Source organism: Pseudomonas sp. NFACC41-3 (genome assembly GCF_900109505.1).
GTDB lineage: Bacteria > Pseudomonadota > Gammaproteobacteria > Pseudomonadales > Pseudomonadaceae > Aquipseudomonas > Aquipseudomonas chlororaphis.
Map to the genome: position 1 here is coordinate 265704 of NZ_FOAE01000006.1, position 21712 is coordinate 287415.

At 59.8% G+C, this 21712-nt stretch carries 22 protein-coding genes and 1 tRNA gene; 4 read left to right on the plus strand and 19 right to left on the minus strand.

Translation table 11 applies throughout. The annotated features are described in order from the left end of the window. Positions 1 to 17: 17 nt before the first annotated feature. From ctaD to BMY68_RS25775, 4 genes are read left to right on the plus strand one after another with little or no spacing between them, the layout of a single operon-like run. Positions 18 to 1793 (plus strand): cytochrome c oxidase subunit I, encoded by a 1776-nt coding sequence (ctaD, locus tag BMY68_RS25760; RefSeq protein WP_062823970.1) that lies wholly within the window; start codon positions 18 to 20, stop codon positions 1791 to 1793. After that, entirely contained in the window at positions 1790 to 2482 is a 693-nt protein-coding gene (locus BMY68_RS25765; RefSeq protein ID WP_085533428.1) for a cytochrome c oxidase subunit 3, read from the plus strand. Before ctaD ends, BMY68_RS25765 begins: the two co-directional genes overlap by 4 nt. A 4-nt stretch (positions 2483 to 2486) precedes the next feature. Then, on the plus strand, positions 2487 to 3197 hold the full coding sequence (locus BMY68_RS25770; protein ID WP_085533429.1) for a heme-copper oxidase subunit III family protein: 711 nt from the start codon (positions 2487 to 2489) through the stop codon (positions 3195 to 3197). A gap of 21 nt (positions 3198 to 3218) precedes the next feature. Further along, positions 3219 to 3536: a cytochrome C oxidase subunit IV family protein gene (locus BMY68_RS25775; protein ID WP_007922565.1), complete on the plus strand. Its 318-nt coding sequence runs from the start codon at positions 3219 to 3221 to the stop codon at positions 3534 to 3536. A 37-nt stretch (positions 3537 to 3573) separates the two neighbouring features. Here BMY68_RS25775 and BMY68_RS25780 read toward each other — a convergent pair whose 3' ends face one another. The 19 genes from BMY68_RS25780 to BMY68_RS25870 all read right to left on the minus strand — a co-directional run bounded on the left by BMY68_RS25780 (position 3574) and on the right by BMY68_RS25870 (position 21466). Next, on the minus strand, positions 3574 to 4128 hold the full coding sequence (locus BMY68_RS25780) for a hypothetical protein (RefSeq protein ID WP_062823967.1): 555 nt from the start codon (positions 4126 to 4128) through the stop codon (positions 3574 to 3576). A 351-nt stretch (positions 4129 to 4479) separates the two neighbouring features. Beyond that, positions 4480 to 5481: a fimbrial protein gene (locus BMY68_RS25785; RefSeq protein ID WP_009041738.1), complete on the minus strand. Its 1002-nt coding sequence runs from the start codon at positions 5479 to 5481 to the stop codon at positions 4480 to 4482. A gap of 19 nt (positions 5482 to 5500) precedes the next feature. After that, the gene (locus tag BMY68_RS25790) at positions 5501 to 6229 is read right to left on the minus strand and encodes a fimbrial biogenesis chaperone (protein ID WP_085533431.1); all 729 of its coding nucleotides are present in this window, start codon (positions 6227 to 6229) and stop codon (positions 5501 to 5503) included. A gap of 658 nt (positions 6230 to 6887) precedes the next feature. Beyond that, entirely contained in the window at positions 6888 to 7487 is a 600-nt protein-coding gene (gene wrbA / locus BMY68_RS25795) for an NAD(P)H:quinone oxidoreductase (protein ID WP_085533433.1), read from the minus strand. Between the two features lie 263 nt (positions 7488 to 7750). Then, positions 7751 to 8545, minus strand: coding sequence for a hypothetical protein (locus tag BMY68_RS25800; protein ID WP_085533435.1), 795 nt, complete (start codon positions 8543 to 8545; stop codon positions 7751 to 7753). Positions 8546 to 8558: 13 nt separating this feature from the next. Further along, positions 8559 to 9386, minus strand: a complete 828-nt coding sequence (locus BMY68_RS25805; RefSeq protein WP_085533437.1) for an acid phosphatase — start codon at positions 9384 to 9386, stop codon at positions 8559 to 8561. 47 nt (positions 9387 to 9433) lie between these two features. Next, entirely contained in the window at positions 9434 to 10285 is an 852-nt protein-coding gene (locus BMY68_RS25810; protein ID WP_085533439.1) for a MipA/OmpV family protein, read from the minus strand. Between the two features lie 145 nt (positions 10286 to 10430). Further along, positions 10431 to 11465: a DUF1254 domain-containing protein gene (locus tag BMY68_RS25815; protein ID WP_085533441.1), complete on the minus strand. Its 1035-nt coding sequence runs from the start codon at positions 11463 to 11465 to the stop codon at positions 10431 to 10433. A 334-nt stretch (positions 11466 to 11799) separates the two neighbouring features. Continuing rightward, positions 11800 to 12783, minus strand: coding sequence for a helix-turn-helix domain-containing protein (locus tag BMY68_RS25820; RefSeq protein ID WP_085533443.1), 984 nt, complete (start codon positions 12781 to 12783; stop codon positions 11800 to 11802). A gap of 226 nt (positions 12784 to 13009) precedes the next feature. Then, positions 13010 to 13085: transfer RNA gene (locus tag BMY68_RS25825), tRNA-Thr, on the minus strand. A gap of 175 nt (positions 13086 to 13260) precedes the next feature. Then, positions 13261 to 14388, minus strand: coding sequence for a type VI immunity family protein (locus BMY68_RS25830; protein ID WP_085533445.1), 1128 nt, complete (start codon positions 14386 to 14388; stop codon positions 13261 to 13263). Positions 14389 to 14404: 16 nt separating this feature from the next. Continuing rightward, positions 14405 to 15118: a VRR-NUC domain-containing protein gene (locus tag BMY68_RS25835; protein ID WP_204840080.1), complete on the minus strand. Its 714-nt coding sequence runs from the start codon at positions 15116 to 15118 to the stop codon at positions 14405 to 14407. Beyond that, complete coding sequence (locus BMY68_RS25840; protein WP_085533447.1) at positions 15115 to 15624, minus strand: PAAR domain-containing protein; 510 nt, start codon at positions 15622 to 15624, stop codon at positions 15115 to 15117. Before BMY68_RS25840 ends, BMY68_RS25835 begins: the two co-directional genes overlap by 4 nt. A 357-nt stretch (positions 15625 to 15981) precedes the next feature. After that, complete coding sequence (locus BMY68_RS25845; protein WP_085533449.1) at positions 15982 to 16812, minus strand: FkbM family methyltransferase; 831 nt, start codon at positions 16810 to 16812, stop codon at positions 15982 to 15984. A gap of 354 nt (positions 16813 to 17166) precedes the next feature. Then, positions 17167 to 18378 carry a methyltransferase gene (locus BMY68_RS25850; RefSeq protein ID WP_085533451.1) on the minus strand — a complete coding sequence of 404 codons (1212 nt, stop codon included), beginning with the start codon at positions 18376 to 18378 and terminating at the stop codon, positions 17167 to 17169. A gap of 85 nt (positions 18379 to 18463) precedes the next feature. Continuing rightward, on the minus strand, positions 18464 to 19153 hold the full coding sequence (locus BMY68_RS25855) for an ABC transporter permease (protein ID WP_007922607.1): 690 nt from the start codon (positions 19151 to 19153) through the stop codon (positions 18464 to 18466). Continuing rightward, positions 19150 to 19845, minus strand: a complete 696-nt coding sequence (locus tag BMY68_RS25860; protein ID WP_007922609.1) for an ABC transporter permease — start codon at positions 19843 to 19845, stop codon at positions 19150 to 19152. The genes BMY68_RS25855 and BMY68_RS25860 overlap by 4 nt, the downstream gene beginning before the upstream one ends. A 78-nt stretch (positions 19846 to 19923) precedes the next feature. Next, positions 19924 to 20679 (minus strand): ABC transporter substrate-binding protein, encoded by a 756-nt coding sequence (locus BMY68_RS25865; protein ID WP_009046513.1) that lies wholly within the window; start codon positions 20677 to 20679, stop codon positions 19924 to 19926. 13 nt (positions 20680 to 20692) lie between these two features. Next, on the minus strand, positions 20693 to 21466 hold the full coding sequence (locus BMY68_RS25870; protein ID WP_007922616.1) for an ABC transporter ATP-binding protein: 774 nt from the start codon (positions 21464 to 21466) through the stop codon (positions 20693 to 20695). Between the last annotated feature and the right edge of the window lie 246 nt (positions 21467 to 21712).

A 21712-nucleotide genomic window follows, 5' to 3' on the forward strand; every position in this document is an offset into this window, starting at 1 on the left:
TACCGGAGGATGACCTGATGGCTTATGTCGAGCATGCAGAAACAGAAGTCCTGCACGAACCGAAGAGCTTCTTCACGCGCTATATCTGGAGCCAGGACCACAAGGTCATCGCCATCCAGTATTCCTTGACGGCGATCTCCGTGGGGCTCGTCGCCCTGGTGCTGTCCGGCCTGATGCGCATACAGCTCGGCTTTCCCGGCAGCCTCGAGTTCATGGACGCCAGCACCTATTACCAGGCGATGACCCTGCACGGCATGATCATGGTCATCTACCTGCTGACGGCCCTGTTCCTGGGCGGCTTCGGCAACTATCTGATTCCGCTGATGATTGGCGCCCGGGACATGGTCTTCCCCTACGTCAACATGCTGAGCTTCTGGTTCTACCTGCTCTCGGTCCTGGTGCTGCTTTCCAGCTTCTTCGTCCCGGGCGGGCCCACCGGGGCGGGCTGGACACTCTATCCTCCGCAATCCATCACCCAGGGCACCCCGGGGACCGAATGGGGCATCGTGTTGATGCTGGTGTCGCTGGCGATCTTCATCGTCGCCGCCACCATGGGCGGGCTGAACTACGTGACCACGGTGCTGCAGGCCCGTACGCGCGGCATGACGCTGTTTCGCATGCCGCTGTCCGTCTGGGGCATCTTCATGGCCTCGATCCTGGCCCTGCTGGCCTTTCCGGCCTTGTTCGTCAGCGCGGTGATGATGCTGTTCGACAGGCTGCTGGGCACGAGCTTCTTCATGCCGGCGGTGATCTCCATGGGGCAGCAGCTCGCGCATCAGGGTGGCAGCCCGATCCTGTTCCAGCATCTGTTCTGGTTCTTCGGCCATCCGGAGGTCTACATCGTCGCCCTGCCGGCGTTCGGCCTGGTCTCCGACCTGATCAGCACCCACGCGCGCAAGAACATCTTCGGTTACCGCATGATGGTGTGGGCGATCATTGCCATCGGCGTGTTGAGCTTCGTGGTCTGGGCGCACCACATGTACGTCAGCGGGATGAACCCGTACTTCGGCTTCTTTTTCGCCGCCACCACCTTGATTATCGCCGTGCCGACCGCGCTGAAAGTCTACAACTGGGTGCTGACCCTGTGGCATGGCGACATCCACCTGACGGTACCGATGCTGTTCGCCCTGGCCTTTATCGTCACCTTCCTGGTCGGTGGCCTCACCGGGTTGTTTCTCGGCAACGTGATTGTGGATATCCCGCTGTCGGACACCTACTTCGTGGTGGCCCACTTCCATATGGTCATGGGGGTCGCGCCGATCCTGGTGATATTTGGCGCCATCTACCATTGGTTTCCGAAGATCACCGGGCGCCTGATGAACGACACCCTGGGCAAGCTGCATTTCTGGATAACCTTCCTGGGTACTTACTGCATCTACTTCCCCATGCACTACCTGGGGCTGTTGGGCATGCCACGGCGCTATTACGCCTGGCAGAACTACGACTTCATCCCGCAATCGGCGCAGCAGCTGAATGCGTTCATCACCGTTGTCGCGCTGACGGTCGGGGTATGCCAGCTGCTGTTCCTCTTCAACCTGGCCTGGAGCGCCTTCAGAGGCAAGCCGGCGGGCCCGAACCCATGGGGGGCGGCCAGCCTGGAATGGCAGACGCCGGACACCCCGCCCGTCCATGGCAACTGGGGGCCGGAGCTGCCGGTGGTGCACCGTTGGGCCTATGACTACAGCGTGCCCGGGATAGAGCAGGACTTCGTGCCACAGACGGTTTCTGCCCAGGAGCTGGAGCAGATGAGGCAGCGCAGCGCGGAAGCCAGGATCGCAGGCGAAAGACCATGAACGGGCCGCTATTGAAAAACACCGAAAGCGCCGGCGCCGGCGGCCGTTGGAACCAGCCCCCCGACCACTCTCGGGGACCGGCAGGCCTGGACAGGGCGAAGGCCGCAAAAGTGGGCCTGCACATGTTCCTGGTGGCGGTGACCTCGCTGTTCCTGCTGTTCCTGCTGGCCTTTATCGCGCGTTCGCAAATGGCGGACTGGCAGCCGCTGACCGAGCCGTTGGCGCCGCTGGCCAGTGCCCGGCAACTCTGGCTGAACACGCTCCTGCTGGTGCTGGGCAGTATCAGCCTGCAGTGGGCGCGAATGGCCGCCCGGCGGGATGCGTTGAACGGGGCCGCCCTCGGCTTCGCCCTGGGCGGTGTCTTCGCGATCGCCTTTCTCGGGGGGCAACTCTGGGTCTGGAAGCAGTTCGTCGATTGGGGTTATTTCATCTCCGCCAATCCGGCCAACAGCTTTTTCTATCTGCTGACCGGCGTACACGGGCTGCATCTGCTGGGAGGCCTGGTGGCCTGGGGCAGAGTCGGCGCCAGGTTCCTGCGCCGCGTTCCGCTGTCGCGACTGGCGCCCAGCGTGGAGCTCTGCGCCATCTACTGGCACTACCTGCTGGGGCTGTGGATCGTCCTCTTCGCCCTGCTGACCAGCACGCCGGAAACCTATCAAGCCATCGCCGCATTCTGCGGCCTGAGGTGAAGCCATGGCATTGCCCTCAGCAACCCCTCCGGAAAATCCCGTCCCGCCCCCACCCGATACGCTGGTAGCGGGGTGGAAGAGCATCGCCAGCGACTGGGCCTCGGATCAGGATGTGTTCAAGCGGGTGCCCTGGGGCAAGGCGATGATGTGGATCTTCCTGCTCAGCGACACCTTCATCTTCACCTGCTTCCTGACCGGCTACATGTCGGTGCGCATCAGCGCCACCGTCCCCTGGCCGAACCCCAGCGAAGTGTTCGCCTTGACCATCGGCGGCGTTGAAATCCCTCTGATCCTGATCGCCATCATGACCTTCGTGCTGATCAGCAGCAGCGGCACCATGGCCATGGCCGTGAACCTCGCCTATCGCCGTGTCCGCGGCAAATGCGCGGCCCTGATGCTGGCGACCGCGGCCTTCGGTGCGACCTTCGTCAGCATGCAGGCGTTCGAGTGGAGCAAGCTCATCGCCGAAGGCGTACGCCCCTGGTCGAACCCCATGGGCGCGGCGCAGTTCGGCGCCAGTTTTTTCATGATTACCGGTTTCCACGGGCTGCATGTATCGGTCGGCGTCATCTACCTGTGCATCGTCGCCTTCAAGGTGTTGCGCGGGGACTACGAGCGCTCCGGCAACTATCAGATCGTCGAGATCGCCGGGTTGTACTGGCACTTCGTGGATCTGGTGTGGGTATTTATCTTCGCTTTCTTCTACTTATGGTGAGCCCGCAGAGGAGTACCGGCGATGGCACATGCACAAGGTCAACAGCATCCACTGAGCCTGTACCTGAAGATCTGGGGGCTGTTGTTCGTACTCAGTACCCTGTCCTACCTGGTCGACTACTTTCACTTCCAGGGCTACTTCAGGTGGTCGCTGATCCTGGTCCTCATGTTGTTGAAGGCCGGCCTGATCGTTTCCATCTTCATGCACATGGCCTGGGAGCGCCTGGCGATGGTCTACGCCATCCTCGTCCCGCCCTTGTGCCTGCTGGTGCTGGTTGGCCTGATGGCCGCCGAGGCGGACTACGTGTTTTCCACCCGGGGGATTTTCCTCGGGCAATGACCGGCTTCCGCCTCCGGCGTTCAAGCGCCGCAGCGTCCTATATCGTGCGCTTGAACTGATGCCATTTCTGTAGCCAGGCCACTATCCAGTGAGGCGCTGCTGCGCCGGTCCCGGCGACCTGCAGTTGTGGGTGATGGCTGATGACCTGATCCAGGATCGGTTCCTGAGCGGGTTCGACGTCCACGAAGAAAATATGCTCGCCGTCTTTTATCGTCTTTTTCAAATTGCTGAAGTGGCTATTGGGCACCTGGATACCGAAGAAGCCGCCTTCCCAGATGCTGAAGCCCAGTATCACGATCGCCAGAAAGATGAACGGCACCCAGCCTGCCGCGGACTCGGTCCAACCTGCCAGATAGGCACCGAGCAGTACCAATGCCGCGAGCGGTAGGCCAATGACCGCGCCAATCTCGCCAGAGTGAACGACATCCTGCTTCATGAGTGAATTCACATCATGCAGGTGATGCTGTTCCACATCCGCATCCCGGTCGCTGAGCACATGAATCTGCTCGGTACTGATACCGCTGGCTTCCAGTTCGTTTTCAACGGTTTCCAGATCGTCGAGGTTATTGCTGATGTAAAAATGCCGGTTCATGAGTCACCTCCTACTTCATCGTCGCAGAGGCCCCCATTTTTTCTGCAGTCGCTATCTGAAATTCCAGACCGTTTTTCCTGCCGCTCTGGATAACACCGCACGCTGATTACTAGCTAAAAAAGTATAGCACCGCCCCTGTCAACGCCTCGCTGGAGGCCGCGGACTGCGGGCGTATGCAGTAATCGGAGGGGTCTGGATCCGTCTGTCCGGACTCTGTATCTGTGTGGGTAATCGGGCGAGTGACGGCCGTTGGATCTACCACGCCCTGCAAAGACAAGGACGCCAATTGGCGCCCTTGTTTCAAGTTCTTCAAACGGTCGAATGACAGGCGAATGTCAGAGAGTGGAGGGGCTATTTATAAAAAATATCGATCGTCGCGCTGGCGTTGAATTTCCCGAGAATCGCCTTGCTGGTTCGCCATTTCAGCTGAGCCAGGAAGTTATTCACCACCATCTGGTCACGGCTGTTCTCCACCAGGGTGAACTCCTTGTTGAAGGGTATGGCACTGCGGCTCGGTTGCTTGAGCAGGCTGATGCCCACCGATGAGTTGTTGTTTGGCACCAGTGTGTAGCCATCCGCCGCGGTAGCGGCGACCGGCGTGAGCCGTGCGTTCAGCCCGTAAGCACTATTGCAGGTCTTGAGGGTGGTGATGCTGAACGGGACTTCCTTGATCACCTTGTCGGCTTGCGCCAAGGCGGCAGCGATACTGCCAAAGTCGACGGTCTTGGGGGAGACAAACAGGGTCGATGAGCAGGCGATATAGCGCATATTGTTCAAGCCGAGCAGTGACATGACAAAGTTGCTATCAGGGTTGATGTTCATACCGCCCCCTCCATCCAACTGGAACGCTGGATAAATCACGGCTCCTGTCAGGCTTCCCTCCTTGCCTGAGCTGGGCGGGCTTTTTTTGGAGATAAAGAAGTTGAAGTTCAATGGGAAGGTTTGAGCTTTATCCTTGCAACCGGCCCAAACGTAACAGCCCTCGAAAACGATGGGGAGTTGCACCCGACATCTCTCCAGTTGAGTACAGCGCAGGTCGATTCCGTTCAGTTGGATACCCACCTCCAAGTCTGGTCCCAATATAGTGAGGCCTTGGTCGCGAGGGCTTAGATAAAAGTAAACGTATTCTCTGCCATACCCGTAGTTGTCCTGCCAGCAGGTCATGCTGATGCTGTAATTATCGGAGCGCCAGAGCACAGTATCCTTCGGCAGGGTGTTCGGCACAGCGATGCTGGTGTTGATCATTATTGCATCGGCGGCTTGGGTGCCATCTTTCTTGCAGGCCAGGGCATAGCTCTTCTGAGTCAGCGCCAGTAGCAGGGCCAGGCAAACCAACTGGTAAATTTTCTTCATCATGTCTCCTCCATTGACCTCAAAATTGAGCCGAGCCGTGGCTTTTTTTGTCGGTGGACAGTGTTGCCCCGTAGGGGCGCAGGTTGCCTGCGTCGCTGACGATCTGATAACGCAGGCTGGCAGGTTGGCAGGCCGGTATGTCGACGGGCTGTGTCGAGAGCGGCGGGAGCATCAGGTGCTCGATCGGCTGGCCGCAGGGTTGGCCATTCGGTCCGATGGCTTCGATATCGCTGAGGGTCAGGTAGTAGGGGGATGGGTTGTCGGCGATGAGCCTGCCTGCGGTTTCTCTCTGCGTTTCCCAGGACAATCCGACCATGGCGTCGTCCAAGGTGTTCTTCAGCGGTGGGCGGTAGAGCAGCTTGAAGCGGTGCCGCAAGGCGACTGTCATGGTGTGAGGCGTCTTGGCGGCCGGAGGCACGTCCAGGACGCTCAACAGAAGATAAGATTCGCGGTCAGTAGGCAGGCCTGTTCCCTGGTAGAAAATTTCCACGGTGGCTTTCTGTCCGCTGGAGATTTGCAGCAACGGTTTGGAGACCGCCAGGGGCAGTGTCTGGCTGCGCCCAGACTCTTTCTCTCCCCAGTCCAGCGAAACTTGCGCCAGGGCGGCCTTCTTGCCGTCGTTGACCAGGGTTACGGACATTCGCTGGCCCGTCATGATGAAGCGGTTCTTCCCATCGAAGGAGAGGTCCGCCAGGGCGGTACCGGGTTGGTAGGCAAGGAGCAGTCCAATGGCAAGAGAAGGCACCATGCACCTGTGTCGAGAGAGCGTTTCTCGTGCAGAAGGATGCAGGGTGATGTTAGGTCTGGGATGCATTCCATTTCCCCATAGGTGTGAAAGCCTGCAGATATACCGGTGGCTTTATTAGTGAGCCCGGATATCGACTGAAGCCGGCATTCTGGTTTGGATGCAATTGCCCAAGAAATGAGACCTTTCTGAATCGGGCTCCCTATGGTGTATGCCTCAGGAAAATAAGACGGTCTGATCCTTCTTTTCCTCCATTTCCCCTCTTCAAATACGCATATTCCAGATGAGCACTGTTTCCAACTCCTGAAGGCGGCAAGAGAACCGTCGTCACCGCTGGGCATGTTTTGACACTTACCAAGGGCTGATGCCTTTAAGGGGATGGTTCTGAAAACGTACGGCCGGGCGGATTTTTGTTTTCAGTGGCGATCAATTGAGGGGGAATGGCCGCAGTCAGTGCTGACGATGGGGCTGGGCTCGACCGGAGGTTGCGATTTGCGCGCATTGATGGTCATCACCAAGAGACGGCGGCTTGTTACGTCGCTTGTTACGTAGACAGAAACAACAAGCCCTCGCATTGCTGCGAGGGCTTGGTTTTGTCTCCGGACCTGCTGATTACAGAGCGCGCTAGGCAGTGTCTGTCTCAGCTCGGCCTGGCCAGCGCCTACTTGCTCAGTTTGACCGCCAGCTGGGCCACGTACTGGCCTTGATGACGGGCGATCTCCAGTTCCCGGGCATCAGGCTGGCGCGAGCCGTCACCACCGGCAATGGTGGATGCGCCATAAGGCGTGCCACCGCCGACACTGGACGTATCGAACAAGGCTGGCGAGCTGTAACCGATGGGCACAATGATCATGCCGTGGTGAGCCAGGGTGGTCCACGTGGAGGTAATGGTCATCTCCTGGCCGCCGCCGGTACCTGTCGAGGTGAATACACTGGCGAGCTTGCCAACCAGGCCGCCCTTGGCCCACAACCCGCCAGTCTGGTCGAGGAAGTTGCGCATCTGGCCCGACATGTTGCCGAAGCGGGTCGGAGTACCCAGGATGATTGCGTCGTAGTCGCCCAGCTCACCTGGCGTGGCAACCGCAGCGCTCTGATCCACTTTGCCATGGGCAGCCTTGAAGGCTTCCGGGTCCATGGTCTCGGGTACGCGTTTGAGGGTGACTTCAACCCCGGGAACGCTCCGGGCACCTTCCGACACGCTCTGGGCCATTGTTTCGATATGACCGTACATCGAATGATAAAGAACCAATACCTTAGCCATGCGTACTTCCTCTTGAGGTGTGTCTTGAGCTGACTGACGGCCTGTTAAATAGGCGATCAGGTTAGTTATCCATCCCACTGTTTCACCCGCATCTGCGTGAGTCGTGGCGCATGATCGATCTAATTGGCTTCTGTGAATATGAGAAAATATCGAACGGGATGTTCGAAAAACCTGATCTTGGAAAGCAACAAAGGCCAACCCGAAGGTTGGCCTTTGACATACTGCGGATGGGTAGCAGAGAAAAACGTAATGACATGAAAGCCTCAGAATCGCCCACTGATCCCCAACAGTGGCCCCTTCTGGACAATGTCGTAGACAAAACCGTCATGGCGATAATTCACCCCCATGGCCCGGTAACCGGCCACCGCCGAAAAGCCCGGCCAGAACTCCCAGCCCGCCAGCGCGGCCAGGTCCCAGTCTTCCCGCGACTGGCCGGCGCCCGCCATGCCCCAGGATGACAACCAGAATCGCTCATTCACGGCATAGTGCCCACGCAGCCCCGCCATGGCGTCGGCCCAGGTGGCCTTGTCGGACCCGGACAGGCCGCCAGCAGGCCCGCCGTGCAGGGTGATGGTGGTGCTGCTGTACCAGACCCGCACGCCGCCCGCGACGTCCAACCGATGATCGTCATCCCCCAACACCTGGTATCCGCCTCCCAGGAATCCCGAGGCCGTCTTGCTTTCCACCTCAAGCTTGGACGCCGGGGCGCCCGCTGGCAGACGGTTGCGGGTGTCGGTGTCGATGTACATCAGGTCGGCGAGTACGCTGTAGGGCCCGCGCCGCGCCTCGCCCATCAGCATCACCGACATATCAACGCTACGCGCGATGTCGGAGAAGTCGGATTTTATAAACTGGGTCCCGGTGCTGCGGTGGCCCACGTGCCCACGGATACCGGCGCCCCACAGGTAAGGCCCGCCGTTGAACTGCCAGCCATCAGCGTCTGCCGCCATGGCCACCATCGGCAGACTGGAGCCCGCGGTCGTCAAGGCGCTGACCAGCAGCGCCAGGCGGGCCTGATTGCACCGCAAAGGCGAGCGTGGGTTGTCACTGTGCATCATGGTGTTTCTCCGATCAGTGCTGGGTCAGCGAGAGCGCCACGCCCTCGGCCGCACAGTCCTCTGTAGGCTTCAGGCCCGCCTTTTGCGCAGCCTTGACCTCCTCCTTCGCGGCCTCCAGGTCCGCCAGGAACGCCGGATTGCCATGCAGGCTCGCCACCGTGGCGGCCCCCATGATGCGGCCTGCATCCACGTCGCTCTGCCAGTGCGCATCGCAGATGACCCGGCTCTGGCCGTATGACAGGCCACGGGTCATCAATTCGGTGGCGCGTGCCGGATTGATCTCAGCCAATACCAGGCTCCAGGCCCAGCCCGCGGCAGAGTGGCCGGACGGCCAGGAGCCATCCGTGCGCAGCAGTGGCTCCATGTCTTTGCGGCACGTGCTTTGGTTATGCACCACGAAAGGACGGGTACGGTTGTAGGCATTCTTCCCGGCGTAGGTGGAGCCGCCCGCATCGGTCAGGGTGCGCTGCATCAAGGTGTAAAGATGCGGTGTACTTTTCTCGGTGATCGGCGTGCCCAATGCACAGGAGAATGTTTTCGCCGGGCCAGGGAATGACAGCGCCGCATCCGCTGCCGCGAGTTTCTCCCGAACGGTGCCACGCAGCGCCAGCGCCGCACGCCGTGCTTCCTCATCCCGCGCCAGCGCCGCGGAGTCTGGTTTGGGCGGGGCACCGAGCAGCGCCAGGCGCACTGGCAGGTCAGCCGGGTCCAGATAGCCTGGAGCCAGCTTGAAGTGAGGGTCCGTGACCTGGGTGGCGGCATCTTCGGCGAGCAGCAGTCCCGAGCCGAATAGGCCGGCCAGGGACACGGTCATCCCCAACTGCTTAGGTAGTTTTTTCATCGATCATTCCCTTATCTGTATCGGATGGCGCCGGTGTTACCGGTTTATCAAAACCGGTATAGAGCGTTCAGATAGGCACCGGCACCGACCTTCTCACCCGTCAGCGGGCTGTCGCGGGCGTCGGCGACCAGGGCGTAGGTCTTGATGCCGCCTTCCAGTGCCAGCTGTGGCTGCCATTGCCAGGTGAGGCCCAGCTTCAAGGTCACGTCGCGCATCCCGCCACCCGGGCGGTATTCATCGAACCGGGTGCGTGCGGCTTGCTGGGCCGTGACGCCGAAGCGCGCCATCATGTCGTTCTCATTGCTCCAGGTGCCGTACAGCGTCGAGTCCAGGGTCAAGGTCGAAGACAGTGGGTATGCCGTGGCGACCCCGGCTTCCAGGTACGCCGTGCGCCCCAGGCTTTCGCCACCGTAATGACGGTTCTGGCTCGATTGCAGGCCGCGCACGAACAGGCGGCCGGCCGGCAGGATCCAGTACGCTTCCGCCCCGACCAGGGCGGTGCTGTCCAGGTTGCCCATGCCCCGCAGGTAGTCATCACGGCCGTCCAGGGTATGAATGCGTTCCTTGCGTCCCGGGTCATAACCGATCAACAAGGCCACTCCGAAAGGAGCCAGCCCCGGCAAGTCCCAACGCAGCCCGTCCGGGAAGGCCGCGGTAAAGGTGCCCCAGTCCTGGGTAGGCAAGAGCGCCTTCAGTTTCAGCGACGGGAACGCGGCGTAGTGTGAAGAGCCTTGGTACAACGGGCCAACGGCAACTCCGCCGCCTACCGTCACGGATGGAGCGCCGTTTGAATCGTCAATGGCTGCATGTGCAGGCAACACCAGCGTCAATGCGAGGGCTGCACCCATGATGAACATCTGCGGGTGTCTAGAAGAATTTGAATGGTCTTTGCTTGTCATTGTTTAGTTCCTTTGGTGTGAACTCTGTAGTGCAGAGCCATCCCTGACTTAATAAGCCATATCAAACTTGGTAATCGTGCGTTTAACGCTACTAAGGCGTCTGCCAATTGATCTAAATAACCAGTCGTTATTTGAATGATTGAACTTATAGAACGACGGGCTGCGGCTGTGGAAAACGCCATTGGCCATTTAGTATTTCGTTGCTCGGCTGATAAAGCCTGACCGTATAGTTCCAGCCAGGCATAACGGGCAGGCAATTAGTGATCTTTGCGTCACAACCACCGAACTGAATGACAATTGAGCCATCATCGCTTTTCTTGGCAGTGAGGTTATTCAACGAGTAAGTGTCATATGGGTTTTTCTGAAAGTATCCCTCTGCGTTGTAAACACTCACAGACCAGAAACTGCGGACCGGAACCTGTCCAACTTTGAGACGGTAAACGGTTTTCCCATCGTTCTGCGGCATCACACCGCCGAGGTAGATGGCGTCCTTGCTCGGATTTCCGCCCCACCCCGTCGCGGTTCCGATCAGGTGCTGGATCGGATCGACGCTACCTTTAGGGCCAAAGGACTGGTTGTAGTTGGGGATTGTCGAACCCAGGACAGCCAGGGCATCACGCATCTTTTTCTGGCTCGCCTGATCCCACTTCGGTACTACGAACTCCCCTGGCTTGGCCTGGCTGACCTGGATTGCGTCCTGCAACTCATGCACCTGCTCAAGGTCTGCGCGATCCGTGGGATCGAAGAAAATGCGCACAGCGACAAACACATAGCGTGTGCCGATATCCTCTTTCGTCAGCGTATGGCGACCGGCACCGTAAATGACGGCGGGTACGTAGTGATCTTCGTTGACCATTTGCATCGACATGAACCGCTCACCGGCCTCAGGCAATGTGATCGTGACTGGACCGGCATCGAGATCGAACACCGCTGATGAGTAGAGGGTGTCCCGATTCATTCGGACGACATTCTGAGCGTCGATAGGAACCGGTTCACGGTTATGAACAAACTGACCAAAGCCTCCACTCGTCACCGTTTTGCCCATGTACAGGTCGGACTCGGCACGAACAAAGTTATCGACACCCACCAGCGTCGCCGCGGCAGGGGATGACTGCGCGTTTGCACTGGCAAAAGTTGCCAGCGTCAGGGCGACGATGCAGGCCGTGGATGAGTAGGACATTTAAACCTCTTGATCTTATAAGAAGTGATTCCCTTCCCCGGCTTCAGGCTTTTCTTGTGCATGGATCGCTTGCTGCAGTGCTTGCTGGGGTTGGCATTACCTTTTAAAACTGTATAAGAACGCCTCGATGGAAACTTGCCATTTGATGCCAAAAGGCCAAGCCATTACTTACCGATCAGCTTGCCGGCGGCGCTCGTACAGAAATGGCTGCTCAGATCAGGACGGCAAGCCCTATCCCGGTAGTTCGAGGCTATTGGAAGGCTTAGCCCGAAGTGGGCCGAAGGGGCGGGTGGGAGAGGGAGCAAGTGGTCAGGCGAAGACGCTGTCTTGAATTTTAATAATCATGTTTCAAGGCCGAGCGGTAGCGCGACGGTGAGTTCCCGGTCCAGCGTTTGAAGGCTCGAGTAAAGTGCGCTTGATCGCTGTAACCCACCATGTAGGCAATTTCGGTCGCGGTGTATTTACCGCTGGCAATGAGTTGAAGTGCTTCGCTGCGACGCGTCTCGTCGCGTAGATCTTCGAAGTCGATGCCGCAATACTTGAGACGGCGCTGCAGCGTTCGAGAAGACAGTCCGATGTTTCTTGAGATAGCGGTAAGTTTGGATTGATCCTGATCCGATATCCGCTCCATAAGTACGCCTGCTGCTTGTGCTGTCGACCTCAAGGCTTCGGTGACTTTCCAGGCGTCATCCCGAACAGGTTGCAGGGGCGTGTCGAGCAGCTCACGGTCGAATTCGATCATGTTGTACTGCGCGTTCATTTCGAGATTCGGCCCCAGGTATTCTTCAAGCGCCTCATCGCCTCTTTCCCTCGGGTTTTGCAGATGCACGCGTATGGCGCCAGGCTCACCGGACATGAGAGGTACTTTTCTAAGCAGCGCAAGCGTGCCGAGAATGACCTGCTTCGGATCAGCCCCGTGCTGCCCGGTAAATTGGTGGATCAGTTTCGTTGTACGGCCTTCGGTGACGATTTCTACCTCTCCTCCTTGATGCAGCAAGTCGGTATAGACCGCCGCCGTTGCGCAAGCCTGAGCGAGATTGGTCGAGCCCAATATCAACTCGCCCCAGGCACCGAGTGAGCGTACTTCGATCAGATGCCCCACACAGGCACCGCCGAAGGGGTCCTGTGCGATAGCCGCCATTTCGTTGGCTATATGAAAACAGGCCGCTCGCGGTACCCAGGCATCAGGGTTTTGAAAAACATGAGGGGAAATGCCGTAACGCCGAAAGAACTCCAGCGGCGACACCCCACGCATGCTCAGGTAGGGGGCTATTTGCCGAAGAGTGCTGAGTTTGATGGATGGCGTGGCATTCGTCATAAGCGTTCGCACCTGTTTTTAAAGGCAATGCACGGGAAAACCGTCTTTGCCCGCAGGGAAACACTAGCGTAAAACTTTTGCCAAAGTCGCGTTATTGACAGCACAGCACAGGTCGATTCAGCGACAGGATTATCGCTTTTGCAGAACCCCAAAACGAAAAAACCCGCCAGAAGGCGGGTTTTTCGGGGGTTCCAGAGATTTTGAAAGCCTTCTCTGCAACCTTGTATGGTGCCGGCACCAGGAGTCGAACCCGGGACCTACTGATTACAAGTCAGTTGCTCTACCAACTGAGCTATACCGGCGTGTGGGCGACGATTATAGCGATTGGCGAGGTTCTGTAAACCCCTGAAATCTGACTATTTTTGCAGATGCTCCGGCTACCTTGGGATCGATGTTCATATGGGGGCTCTTGGAGTGGTCCCTGCGGAAAGTGGTGTAACTCTCATCGGAGTCGCGTTATACCGCCGAACTGGCCGGTCAGGGGGCGCTGCCGGGGCCGCTGCTTGTATAACCTTGAGCACGCAGCCGGTCCTTGAGCGTGTACTGGCTGCTGAGTGCGGGCTGTTCGTTGAGTTTGTGCTGATAGGCGCTTAGCTCGGACAGCGGCACATCAAAGCGTTTCAACCATTGATCCGCCGACCACCCGGTAAGACGAACTTCGCCATCATGAGAGCCACCATGAAGGTCGCCCACTGTTTCGTAGCGCAGTTCCTTGAGCTCATGGTTCAGCAGCACGTAGGCGGGAGGCCGTGGGAAGTCGGCATCGCCTATCACGGCCGGTTCGTTTCCGGCCTGGATGATCACGCCGGCACCGTAGTCATAAAAAGCGAAATGGCTGTCGGGCAGCCTGGCCTGCAGTGGTTTCAAACCTCCTGCGCTTTCCAGGCGTGGCTTGTTGAGTACGGTCAGCCAGCTCACGGTTTTGATTTTGTTCTTCTGGAACTCGGGCCGGTTGGCCAAGAGTGGTGCCAGGCCTGCATCCAGCCCGGGCATGCTTTCGCTCATGTAGGCTTCTGTTGCTTCGTTACCGTCTCTTTTGGTTACGGACAGGTTTAGCGCATAACCTGCATAGCCCTGCTCCGCTTTCAGGCGGGCTGCACAATCGAGGAACAAGCGCAGGAAGTCGAGACGGTGCTTCTCGAAGAAGAGGATCGGGACTGAAAACTCCAGCACGCTGAGGTCATCCCCCATTTTGGCTTCCCAGCCACGCTGGCCGAATAACTCGAAAAACCAGGGACTGGCGTCGACCGCTTCACGGCCCCCGGTGTAGTAGAAACTCAGGTGATCGTTTTCCTTCATGGTGGCCAGCATCTCGGTCAGGGATCTGGCCTTGTTGTAAGGGGTCAATGCTGAACCTTCAGGTGGTTCTTCCCGCCATAGCCATCTCAACTCCGGCTCTGCCAGGCGCTTGTAGTCGTTGAAGCATCGACCCAGTTCTTCGCGTACCGGAATGGTATGGGCATCCTTGAAATACAAGGTGCCTCGGATGCAGAGCGCTGCTCCAATGTAGTCTTGCCGCCCCCCCTTCATCAGCAAATGGCCCGGTATCTCCAGGGCGAAAGGCATTTTTTCCAGCTCGGCGGCTAAGTCGAAAGGCTCACTCATGATCGGTTCCTTTAAATCACATGGCGCCGGCGGGTACCGGGAATCTCGGGGCGGGCGTCTTGCCACGGCTCAGTAGCCACGCAGCGGCGGCGGCAATCGCTGCGGCCCATCCCAGCTCTTCAGACGGAACTTTGGACGTTTGCTCTTCCTGGGTGCAGTCGCACTCTCTGGCATCGAGGGTAACGACCTTATTGCTGCCCCCTGCAATTTTCGCGTATTCAGCAGCCTGTTTCGTGTTTGGAGAATCGGGTGGAAATTTCATTTCCACAACCTGTTTGATGTTGTCCTGGGTCGGGGGTTTTCTTGGGTCATTCACGATGACGACGTCCGGACGGCGAATCATGCCCGTACCTGCTTCGAACGGTGGGTGATCTGGGTCCTGATCCCAGTATTTCTTGATCCAGCCAGGGATCCAGCTATGAGGGTTATCGCCACTCTGACTGTCCATGATCGGAACGGGCGGTTTTTTGGTCATGTCGTAGCTGACTTCCGGCCTCAGCGTGCTTCGCCCCATAAGGAGTTTGTCCAGCCCGTTCAGGCGCGCGGCGACGCACTGCTGTTTCAGGTTTTTACCGTCCACTGCTACGTTAGGTGTCGCCTGGCAGTAACAGGCCGCCGAACAGAGAACTTTTTTGTCTCCAGGGGAGAGCCTGGGTTTTGTCAGGCCTACATCCGTTGTCTGCCCTGGTGCTGACATGCCGCCGGTCGACAAGGGGTTATCACCGCTCATTGATCATCTCCATAGATCAGGTCGAACTTCAGTGTTTCCGGCTGTTCGTTGTTCACCCAGGATGTGTAGCCTTCGGCATCGGTACTTTGTATCGACTCCCCACTGCTGGAGCTGATACGCACTCGTTGGCCTGCGATGGCCTTGCCGGTTTCTCTGTCGAATACCCGGAAGCGGCCCTTGAATGGACTTGTGCTCATGCCCTGGATTGGTGCCATGGGGCTGGGGACGAAGGTATCGCCAATGATGATTGTCCCGGAGCCACCGATCACTACGTTGCCATGGGTGCCGAGGCTATCGACCGTTGCAGCGTTTTTCCCGTTTATGAATACCGTTGCCGAGAGGTTGCCGGACAGCTTTCCTCCACATGCTGAAGGGTCATCCAGGCGAGCGGCCGGTAGTCCGTCGAACAGCACATCGGGGGAGCCTGAGGTGATTGGATTGGTACCGTGGCCGGGTAGTGGGCAGGCGGTAGGGTCGGTAACGCGAGCTGCAGGTTTTCCGCTCATATCGGGCTCCGTGCCAGGTCGGGCAGAAGAGATTGAATACGTGGCAGGCAGGTGTTTGGTCTGCGCGAAGCAGGGAGCGTAGCGAGGAGAGCTGGTGCCTTGGGATGACGCACGCTGTTCAGATGGCGCGATAGACGCCCAACCTGAGGGCCATGCCGCGTTTGTGGGCAAAAAGAAGTCATGGTCGTCTCGTCCTTGTGACCGTGTGTGTCTGATAACACCTCGCTGAAACATATCCCTGTCTGAGCTGAGGTAGTCGGAAATACTCTGTCGTCGGGACTGTTTTTGCAAGTCTGCCGGGAAAGTGCGAGTCAAGCAGTCACAGCGCAGCACGAGGTTATTGCTTGATTGACGCTCTCAGCGACGTCCGCCGCGGACCAGCACTTTCTTGAGTTTTTCGAGGGCGCGCCACGAGCGGCTGTTGCGCAGGGCGTGGAGTGCAGCTTCGGCGCGGTCGGCGCGTTGGCGTTCGGTGATCAGGGCCTGTTCCAGGTCGGTGGCGGGGGCGACGAAGCGGTGGCCGGGGTTGAACTGGAACTCGTCGAGGTTGCATGGCGGGATGTCGAAGGCGCCCTTGAGGTTCAGGTGTTCTTCGGCCAGGTAGAAGGTGTTGATGCCGTCGAACACCACCGGGTGGTAGCCCGCGCCAGTGACCAGGGTTTCCCAGGCCTGGTCGCGGTTCCACGGGGTTTCGATCAGCAGGATCCACGGCCGCCAGCGGTTGAAGTCCATGCTGCGCAGCACGGTTTCTTCGTGGCCTTCGACGTCGATCTTGAGGAAATGGATGGGGCCGCCGACGTGGGCCTCGCAGATGTCGCTCAGGGTGCGTGAGCTGACGATCTGGGTCTGCACCTGCATGCCGGCGTCCTTGTGTTGTTGGGCGATGGCGGGGTCGAGGGTGGACAGGCCAGTGTCGGCAATGCCATAGAAAGTCAGGGCCTCGGCGTTGTCGCCGGCAGCGCATTGCAGGTTGGTGTCCCTGGGGCGCTCCTGGCACAGGGCATGGTAATAGCTCGGCACCGGTTCGACGTTGATGCCGCGCCAGCCGCGATCGTAGAAGGCGCGGGTCACCGAGTCGGCAGTGGGGTGGTTGGCGCCGACGTCGATGTAGAAGCCGTTTTCAACGTGTTTTAGCGCGCGCCACAGGCGGATGTCTTCGAAATTTTGTGCATAAGAAATGAACGTCACTGTCTTTTCCCGTCAATCACAAAGGTTCTGGATCGGACGCGCCCGCGAGCGCCTGCATCTGTATAACAAGCGTCGCCGACCGGCGCAATTTGCCTCTCCCGTGGTGCCGGTTTTCGGCTGTTATGTCCTTTGGCATTGACGCTTATGCACAATCGATGGCTATCGCGCGGCTGTTTTCGCTGATTTTGTGGATCCGTTCTCAACTCGCCGCAACTGGCTGTTTTTTCGCTGATTTATTTTTATGAACAAAAAATGACCAGCTCTGTATTGAGGCTGTAGCAGGCGCTTTCAGTGGCTTTGGCGGGATTTCATCAACAGAGTTATCCACAGGCTGGATAGGATGATGGATCCAACTTATCCACGTTCCGCCAGCAGCATCAGATTGCGTGGGGTGAGCGGTGCCGGGCAGAACAGGCCCAGTTGTACGCGGTAACCCTGTTCCTGCAAAAACAGCCCGCGATCGAGCACCAGCCACAGCTCCAAAGGCCGGCGAAACAGGCCGCGCAGCAGCTCCAGGTTGCGGACCTGGGCCAGGCGCTGCCAGCCGGCGGCTTCCAGCGTCGGCCAGTCCTGCGAACCGACGGTGGGTAAGTCCTTGAGGGCCGCCAGATCGCGGCAGTAGTCGGCGAAGGGTTTGTCCAGCCAGCTGGCGGGCAGCGACGGGGTGGGCAGGTATTCGTCGACCCCCCGCAGCCGGCGTTGCAGCAGGTCGAAGGCCAGGCGGCGGGCCATGGAGCTGTCGCGTTGGCGACGCACACGGGCGCCGGCGGTGACGGTCTCGCTCAGGGGCAGGCCCAGGTCGTCGAGGGACAGTTGCAGCGCCGAGCCCTTGGCCGGGCCGGAGAGCGGCTGGTACTCGGTATGGCTGATGCGGTTGTAGCAGCAGGGTGCGATAGCCAGCTGGCGGCAGCCGCGTTCGCTGGCCAGTTGCATCAGGCGTACATGCAGGTCGCCACAGGCGTGCAGGGCCACCGGGGTGTGTTCGGCGCTCAGGCGGGCAGCGGCGTCGACGGCGAGTACGTCCTGCTGCAGGTGGCTGACCGCTAGCCGATGGTGTTCGCTCAGTTGCCTGCCGCTGGCGACCAGTGCCGGGTCGTATTCCAGGCAAGTCAGCTGTTGCCCGGGTTGCAGCAGTCGACGGCCGAGATGGCCCTTGCCCGAGCACCAGTCCAGCCAGTGGCCGGGTGCCTGGGTGAACTCCAGGCAGGCGGCGAAGGCTTCGATCTGCTGCCATTTGCGCCCGGGCACATCGACATTGAGGCGCTGGCGGGCGGCTGGCACCTCGTGCATCGGCAGCTCGGCCACGGCACCGAGCGCGGCGGCGGTCCGTGCCAGATCGGGGAAGGGCGCGGGAGCATCGAGCCGTTCTGGGTGGTTATGGCTGGCCTCGGCATCGTCCAGGCTGCGCTGGCGCAGCCACTGGGCGAGTTCATGGTGCTGGGCTTCCCAGGGCAGCTGCGGCTCGGTGAAGGGGCGTGGGCGCCAGAGCGGTTGATGGTCCAGCAGGAAGCGGTCCAGGGCCTGGAAGCGGCTGATGAGTTCGGGGCCTTGAAGGATGGAGGGCATGCTGGGCTCGGCGGTGTCTGGGGAGGGCGATCGCGAGCAAGGCTCGCTCCTACAGGTTAGCGGGGCGCCGGTAGGAGCGAACGGTTCAGCGGCCTTGGCACTGCTCGACGCGCAGCCAGCGTTCCAGCAGCTTGAAGCCTTGCACCAGCACATAGGACATCAGCAGGTAGAACACCCCGGCGGCGAAGAAAATCTCCACCGGCAGGTAGGTGCGGGCAATGATGGTGCGGGCCATGCCGGTCAGTTCCAGCAGGGTCACGGTGCTGGCCAGGGCGCTGGCCTTGAGCATCAGGATCACTTCGTTGCTGTAGGCCGGCAGACCGATGCGCGCCGCCCGGGGCAGGATGATGTAGAACAGCGCCTTGGGCTTGGACATGCCCAGCGCCCGCGCCGCTTCGATCTCGCCCGGCGGGATGGCCTGGATCGCCCCGCGCAGGATCTCGGCGATATAGGCCGCGGTGTGCAGGGTCATGGTGGCGGTGGCGCACCAGAACGGATCGCGCAGGTACGGCCACATCGCGCTGTTACGCACTGCGTCGAACTGCGCCAGGCCGTAGTAGACCAGGAACAGCTGCACCAGCAGCGGCGTGCCGCGGAAGAAGAAAATATAGGCATAGGGCAGGGCGCGCACGTACCACAGGCGCGACGAGCGGGCGATGCCCAGCGGAATGGCCAGCAGCAGCCCGGCGATGACCGCGATGGCCACCAGCTCCAGGGTCAGCGTGGCGCCCTGGGCCAGCTTGGGCAGCCACTTGATGATCACTTCCCAGTTCATTGGGCGCTCCTCGCGAAGCCGCGAGCGGCGCGTTTTTCCAGGAAGTGCATGCCGGTCATGGCCAGCACGGTCAGGCCCAGGTACATGAAGGCCGCCACCATATAGAAGGTGAAAGGTTGCTTGGACACGGTCACGGCGATCTGCGAGTGACGCATGATTTCTTCCAGGCCGATCACCGACACCAGCGCGGTGTCCTTCATCAGGATCATGAACAGGTTGCCCAGGCCCGGCAGGGCGATGCGCCACATCTGCGGCATGATCAGCCTGGTGAAGATCCGCCATTTCGACAGGCCCAGGGCCACGCCGGCCTCACGATGGCCCTTGGGAATGGCGAGGATCGCGCCACGGAACACTTCGGTGGCGTAGGCGCCGAAGCACAGGCCGAGGGCGATGACCCCGGCGGCGAAGGCATTGAGTTCCAGCTCCGGGTTGCCGAAGAACTCACCCAGGGCGCGCATCAGGTTGACGGTGCCGAAGTAGATCAGCAGCACCCAGAGCAGTTCGGGAACGCCGCGCACCAGGGTCGAATAGGTGCCGCCAAGCCATTGCAGCGGCTTGTACGGGGAAGTCTTGGCCAAGGCGCCGAGCAGGCCGAGCACCAGCCCCAGGCACAGCGCCGAAAGAGCCAGCTTGACGGTCATCAGCGCGCCAGCGGCGAGCGCCGGGCCGAATCCGTAGAGATCGATATTCATGGATGGTTATTCAAGTCGCGGCAGGCTTTGCTAAGGACCGGCGCCCTCGGGGAAGGGCGCCGGGCAGGCCAGTCAGTATCAGTAGATGCTGAACGGGAAGTACTTGTCGTTGATCTTCTTGTAGGTGCCGTCGGCCACGATTTCCTTCAGGGCGGCGTTGAGCTTCTCGCGGATCGGATCGTTCTTGCGCACGGCGATGCCGATCTTGTCGCTTTCTTCAACCGGGTCGCCCTTGAACTCGTAAGGCTTGCCCGCTTCGCTTTTGAGCCACTCGTAGTTGACGTACTTGTCGGCCAGGATCGCGTCCAGGCGGCCGGACGTCAGGTCGAGGAAGGCGTTTTCCTGGGTGTCGTAGAGCTTGATGGTGATGTCGTCGCCCAGGTTGTCTTCCAGCCAGGTGCCGGCCAGGGTGGCGCGCTGCGCACCGATGATCTTGCCCTTGAGGGAAGCCTTGTCGGTCTTGAAGTCGGCCTTGTCTTTAGGCGCGATGAACTGCAGCTTGTTGGAGTAGTACGGGTCGGTGAAGTCCACCGCCTGCTTGCGCTCGTCGGTGATCGACATCGAGGAGATCAGGAAGTCGAACTTCTTCGCGTTCAGGGCTGGGATGATGCCGTCCCAGTCGGAGGTGACCACTTCGCACTCGACTTTCATCTTGGCGCACAGGGCGTCGCCGATGTCTTTGTCGAAACCGACGACCTGGCCGCTGGCATCCTTGTTGTTGAACGGTGGGTAGGCCGCTTCGATGCCCATCTTCAGTTTGTCGGCGGCCATCGCATTGGCCGAGAACACCAGAGTGGCGGCAGCGGCCAGGAGGAATTTCTTATAGCTCTGCATGCGTGTTGCTCCGTTAGCGGTTGCTGGACATGAATTGTTTGCAGCGTGCCGAAAGCGGGTTCTCGAACACCTGCTGTGGCGATCCTTGCTCTTCCACCAGGCCCTGGTGCAGGAACACCACTTCACTGGAGACCTGACGGGCAAAGCCCATTTCGTGGGTGACCAGCAGCATGGTCCGGCCTTCTTCGGCCAGGGCGCGGATCACGTTGAGCACTTCCTGGACCATTTCCGGGTCCAGTGCCGAGGTCGGCTCGTCGAACAGGATGACTTTGGGCTGCATCGCCAGGGTGCGGGCGATGGCGGCGCGTTGCTGCTGGCCGCCGGAGAGCTGGGCCGGGTAGGCGTGGCGCTTGTCGGCGATGCCGACCTTGGCCAGCAGCGCTTCGGCCACTTCGATGGCTTCGGCCTTGCTCTGGCCGAGCACCCGGCGCGGCGCCTCGATGATGTTGTCGAGCACGCTCATGTGCGGCCAGAGGTTGAAGTTCTGGAACACGAAGCCGATTTCGCTGCGCAGGCGGTTGATCTGCTTGCCGTCGGCGGCAACCAGTTCGCCGTTCTTGGCGGCCTTGAGCTTGAGTTCTTCGCCGGCCACCAGGATCTGGCCCTGGTGCGGGTTTTCCAGAAGGTTGATGCAGCGCAGGAAGGTGGACTTGCCGGAACCGGAGGAACCCAGGATCGAGATCACATCGCCGTCGCGTGCGGTCAGCGAGACACCCTTGAGTACCTCCAGCGAGCCGTACCGTTTGTGCAAGTTGCGGATTTCAAGCGCGGGCGTGGCCTCAGCCATGTGCGGTCCTCATGAGTTCATTGCGCTCCTGCTGGTAGCGGCTTTTCTGGCGAGGCGCCAACCTAGCATAGCGTTCGAATGACAGCCAACAGCGCTTCAGGGTGTAAGCAGACGGCGTGTGACAGGTTGTCGCATCGGCACAGCAGACTGTCGCCCCGTCAACAACCGAACGCCCGTTTGAACCCTGTTCCCAGCGGGTGTCGCGTAAAAAAAGGCGCGATGGTGCCAGCTTTGGCCAGGTGTTGG

Coding starts and splice junctions, on each gene's coding strand:
- ctaD (WP_062823970.1), top strand. CDS start 18: ATGGCTTATGTCGAGCATGCAGAAACAGAAGTCCTGCACGAACCGAAG.
- BMY68_RS25765 (WP_085533428.1), top strand. CDS start 1,790: ATGAACGGGCCGCTATTGAAAAACACCGAAAGCGCCGGCGCCGGCGGC.
- BMY68_RS25770 (WP_085533429.1), top strand. CDS start 2,487: ATGGCATTGCCCTCAGCAACCCCTCCGGAAAATCCCGTCCCGCCCCCA.
- BMY68_RS25775 (WP_007922565.1), top strand. CDS start 3,219: ATGGCACATGCACAAGGTCAACAGCATCCACTGAGCCTGTACCTGAAG.
- BMY68_RS25780 (WP_062823967.1), bottom strand. CDS start 4,128: ATGAACCGGCATTTTTACATCAGCAATAACCTCGACGATCTGGAAACC.
- BMY68_RS25785 (WP_009041738.1), bottom strand. CDS start 5,481: ATGAAGAAAATTTACCAGTTGGTTTGCCTGGCCCTGCTACTGGCGCTG.
- BMY68_RS25790 (WP_085533431.1), bottom strand. CDS start 6,229: ATGGTGCCTTCTCTTGCCATTGGACTGCTCCTTGCCTACCAACCCGGT.
- wrbA (WP_085533433.1), bottom strand. CDS start 7,487: ATGGCTAAGGTATTGGTTCTTTATCATTCGATGTACGGTCATATCGAA.
- BMY68_RS25800 (WP_085533435.1), bottom strand. CDS start 8,545: ATGATGCACAGTGACAACCCACGCTCGCCTTTGCGGTGCAATCAGGCC.
- BMY68_RS25805 (WP_085533437.1), bottom strand. CDS start 9,386: ATGAAAAAACTACCTAAGCAGTTGGGGATGACCGTGTCCCTGGCCGGC.
- BMY68_RS25810 (WP_085533439.1), bottom strand. CDS start 10,285: ATGACAAGCAAAGACCATTCAAATTCTTCTAGACACCCGCAGATGTTC.
- BMY68_RS25815 (WP_085533441.1), bottom strand. CDS start 11,465: ATGTCCTACTCATCCACGGCCTGCATCGTCGCCCTGACGCTGGCAACT.
- BMY68_RS25820 (WP_085533443.1), bottom strand. CDS start 12,783: ATGACGAATGCCACGCCATCCATCAAACTCAGCACTCTTCGGCAAATA.
- BMY68_RS25830 (WP_085533445.1), bottom strand. CDS start 14,388: ATGAGTGAGCCTTTCGACTTAGCCGCCGAGCTGGAAAAAATGCCTTTC.
- BMY68_RS25835 (WP_204840080.1), bottom strand. CDS start 15,118: ATGAGCGGTGATAACCCCTTGTCGACCGGCGGCATGTCAGCACCAGGG.
- BMY68_RS25840 (WP_085533447.1), bottom strand. CDS start 15,624: ATGAGCGGAAAACCTGCAGCTCGCGTTACCGACCCTACCGCCTGCCCA.
- BMY68_RS25850 (WP_085533451.1), bottom strand. CDS start 18,378: ATGCCCTCCATCCTTCAAGGCCCCGAACTCATCAGCCGCTTCCAGGCC.
- BMY68_RS25855 (WP_007922607.1), bottom strand. CDS start 19,153: ATGAACTGGGAAGTGATCATCAAGTGGCTGCCCAAGCTGGCCCAGGGC.
- BMY68_RS25860 (WP_007922609.1), bottom strand. CDS start 19,845: ATGAATATCGATCTCTACGGATTCGGCCCGGCGCTCGCCGCTGGCGCG.
- BMY68_RS25865 (WP_009046513.1), bottom strand. CDS start 20,679: ATGCAGAGCTATAAGAAATTCCTCCTGGCCGCTGCCGCCACTCTGGTG.
- BMY68_RS25870 (WP_007922616.1), bottom strand. CDS start 21,466: ATGGCTGAGGCCACGCCCGCGCTTGAAATCCGCAACTTGCACAAACGG.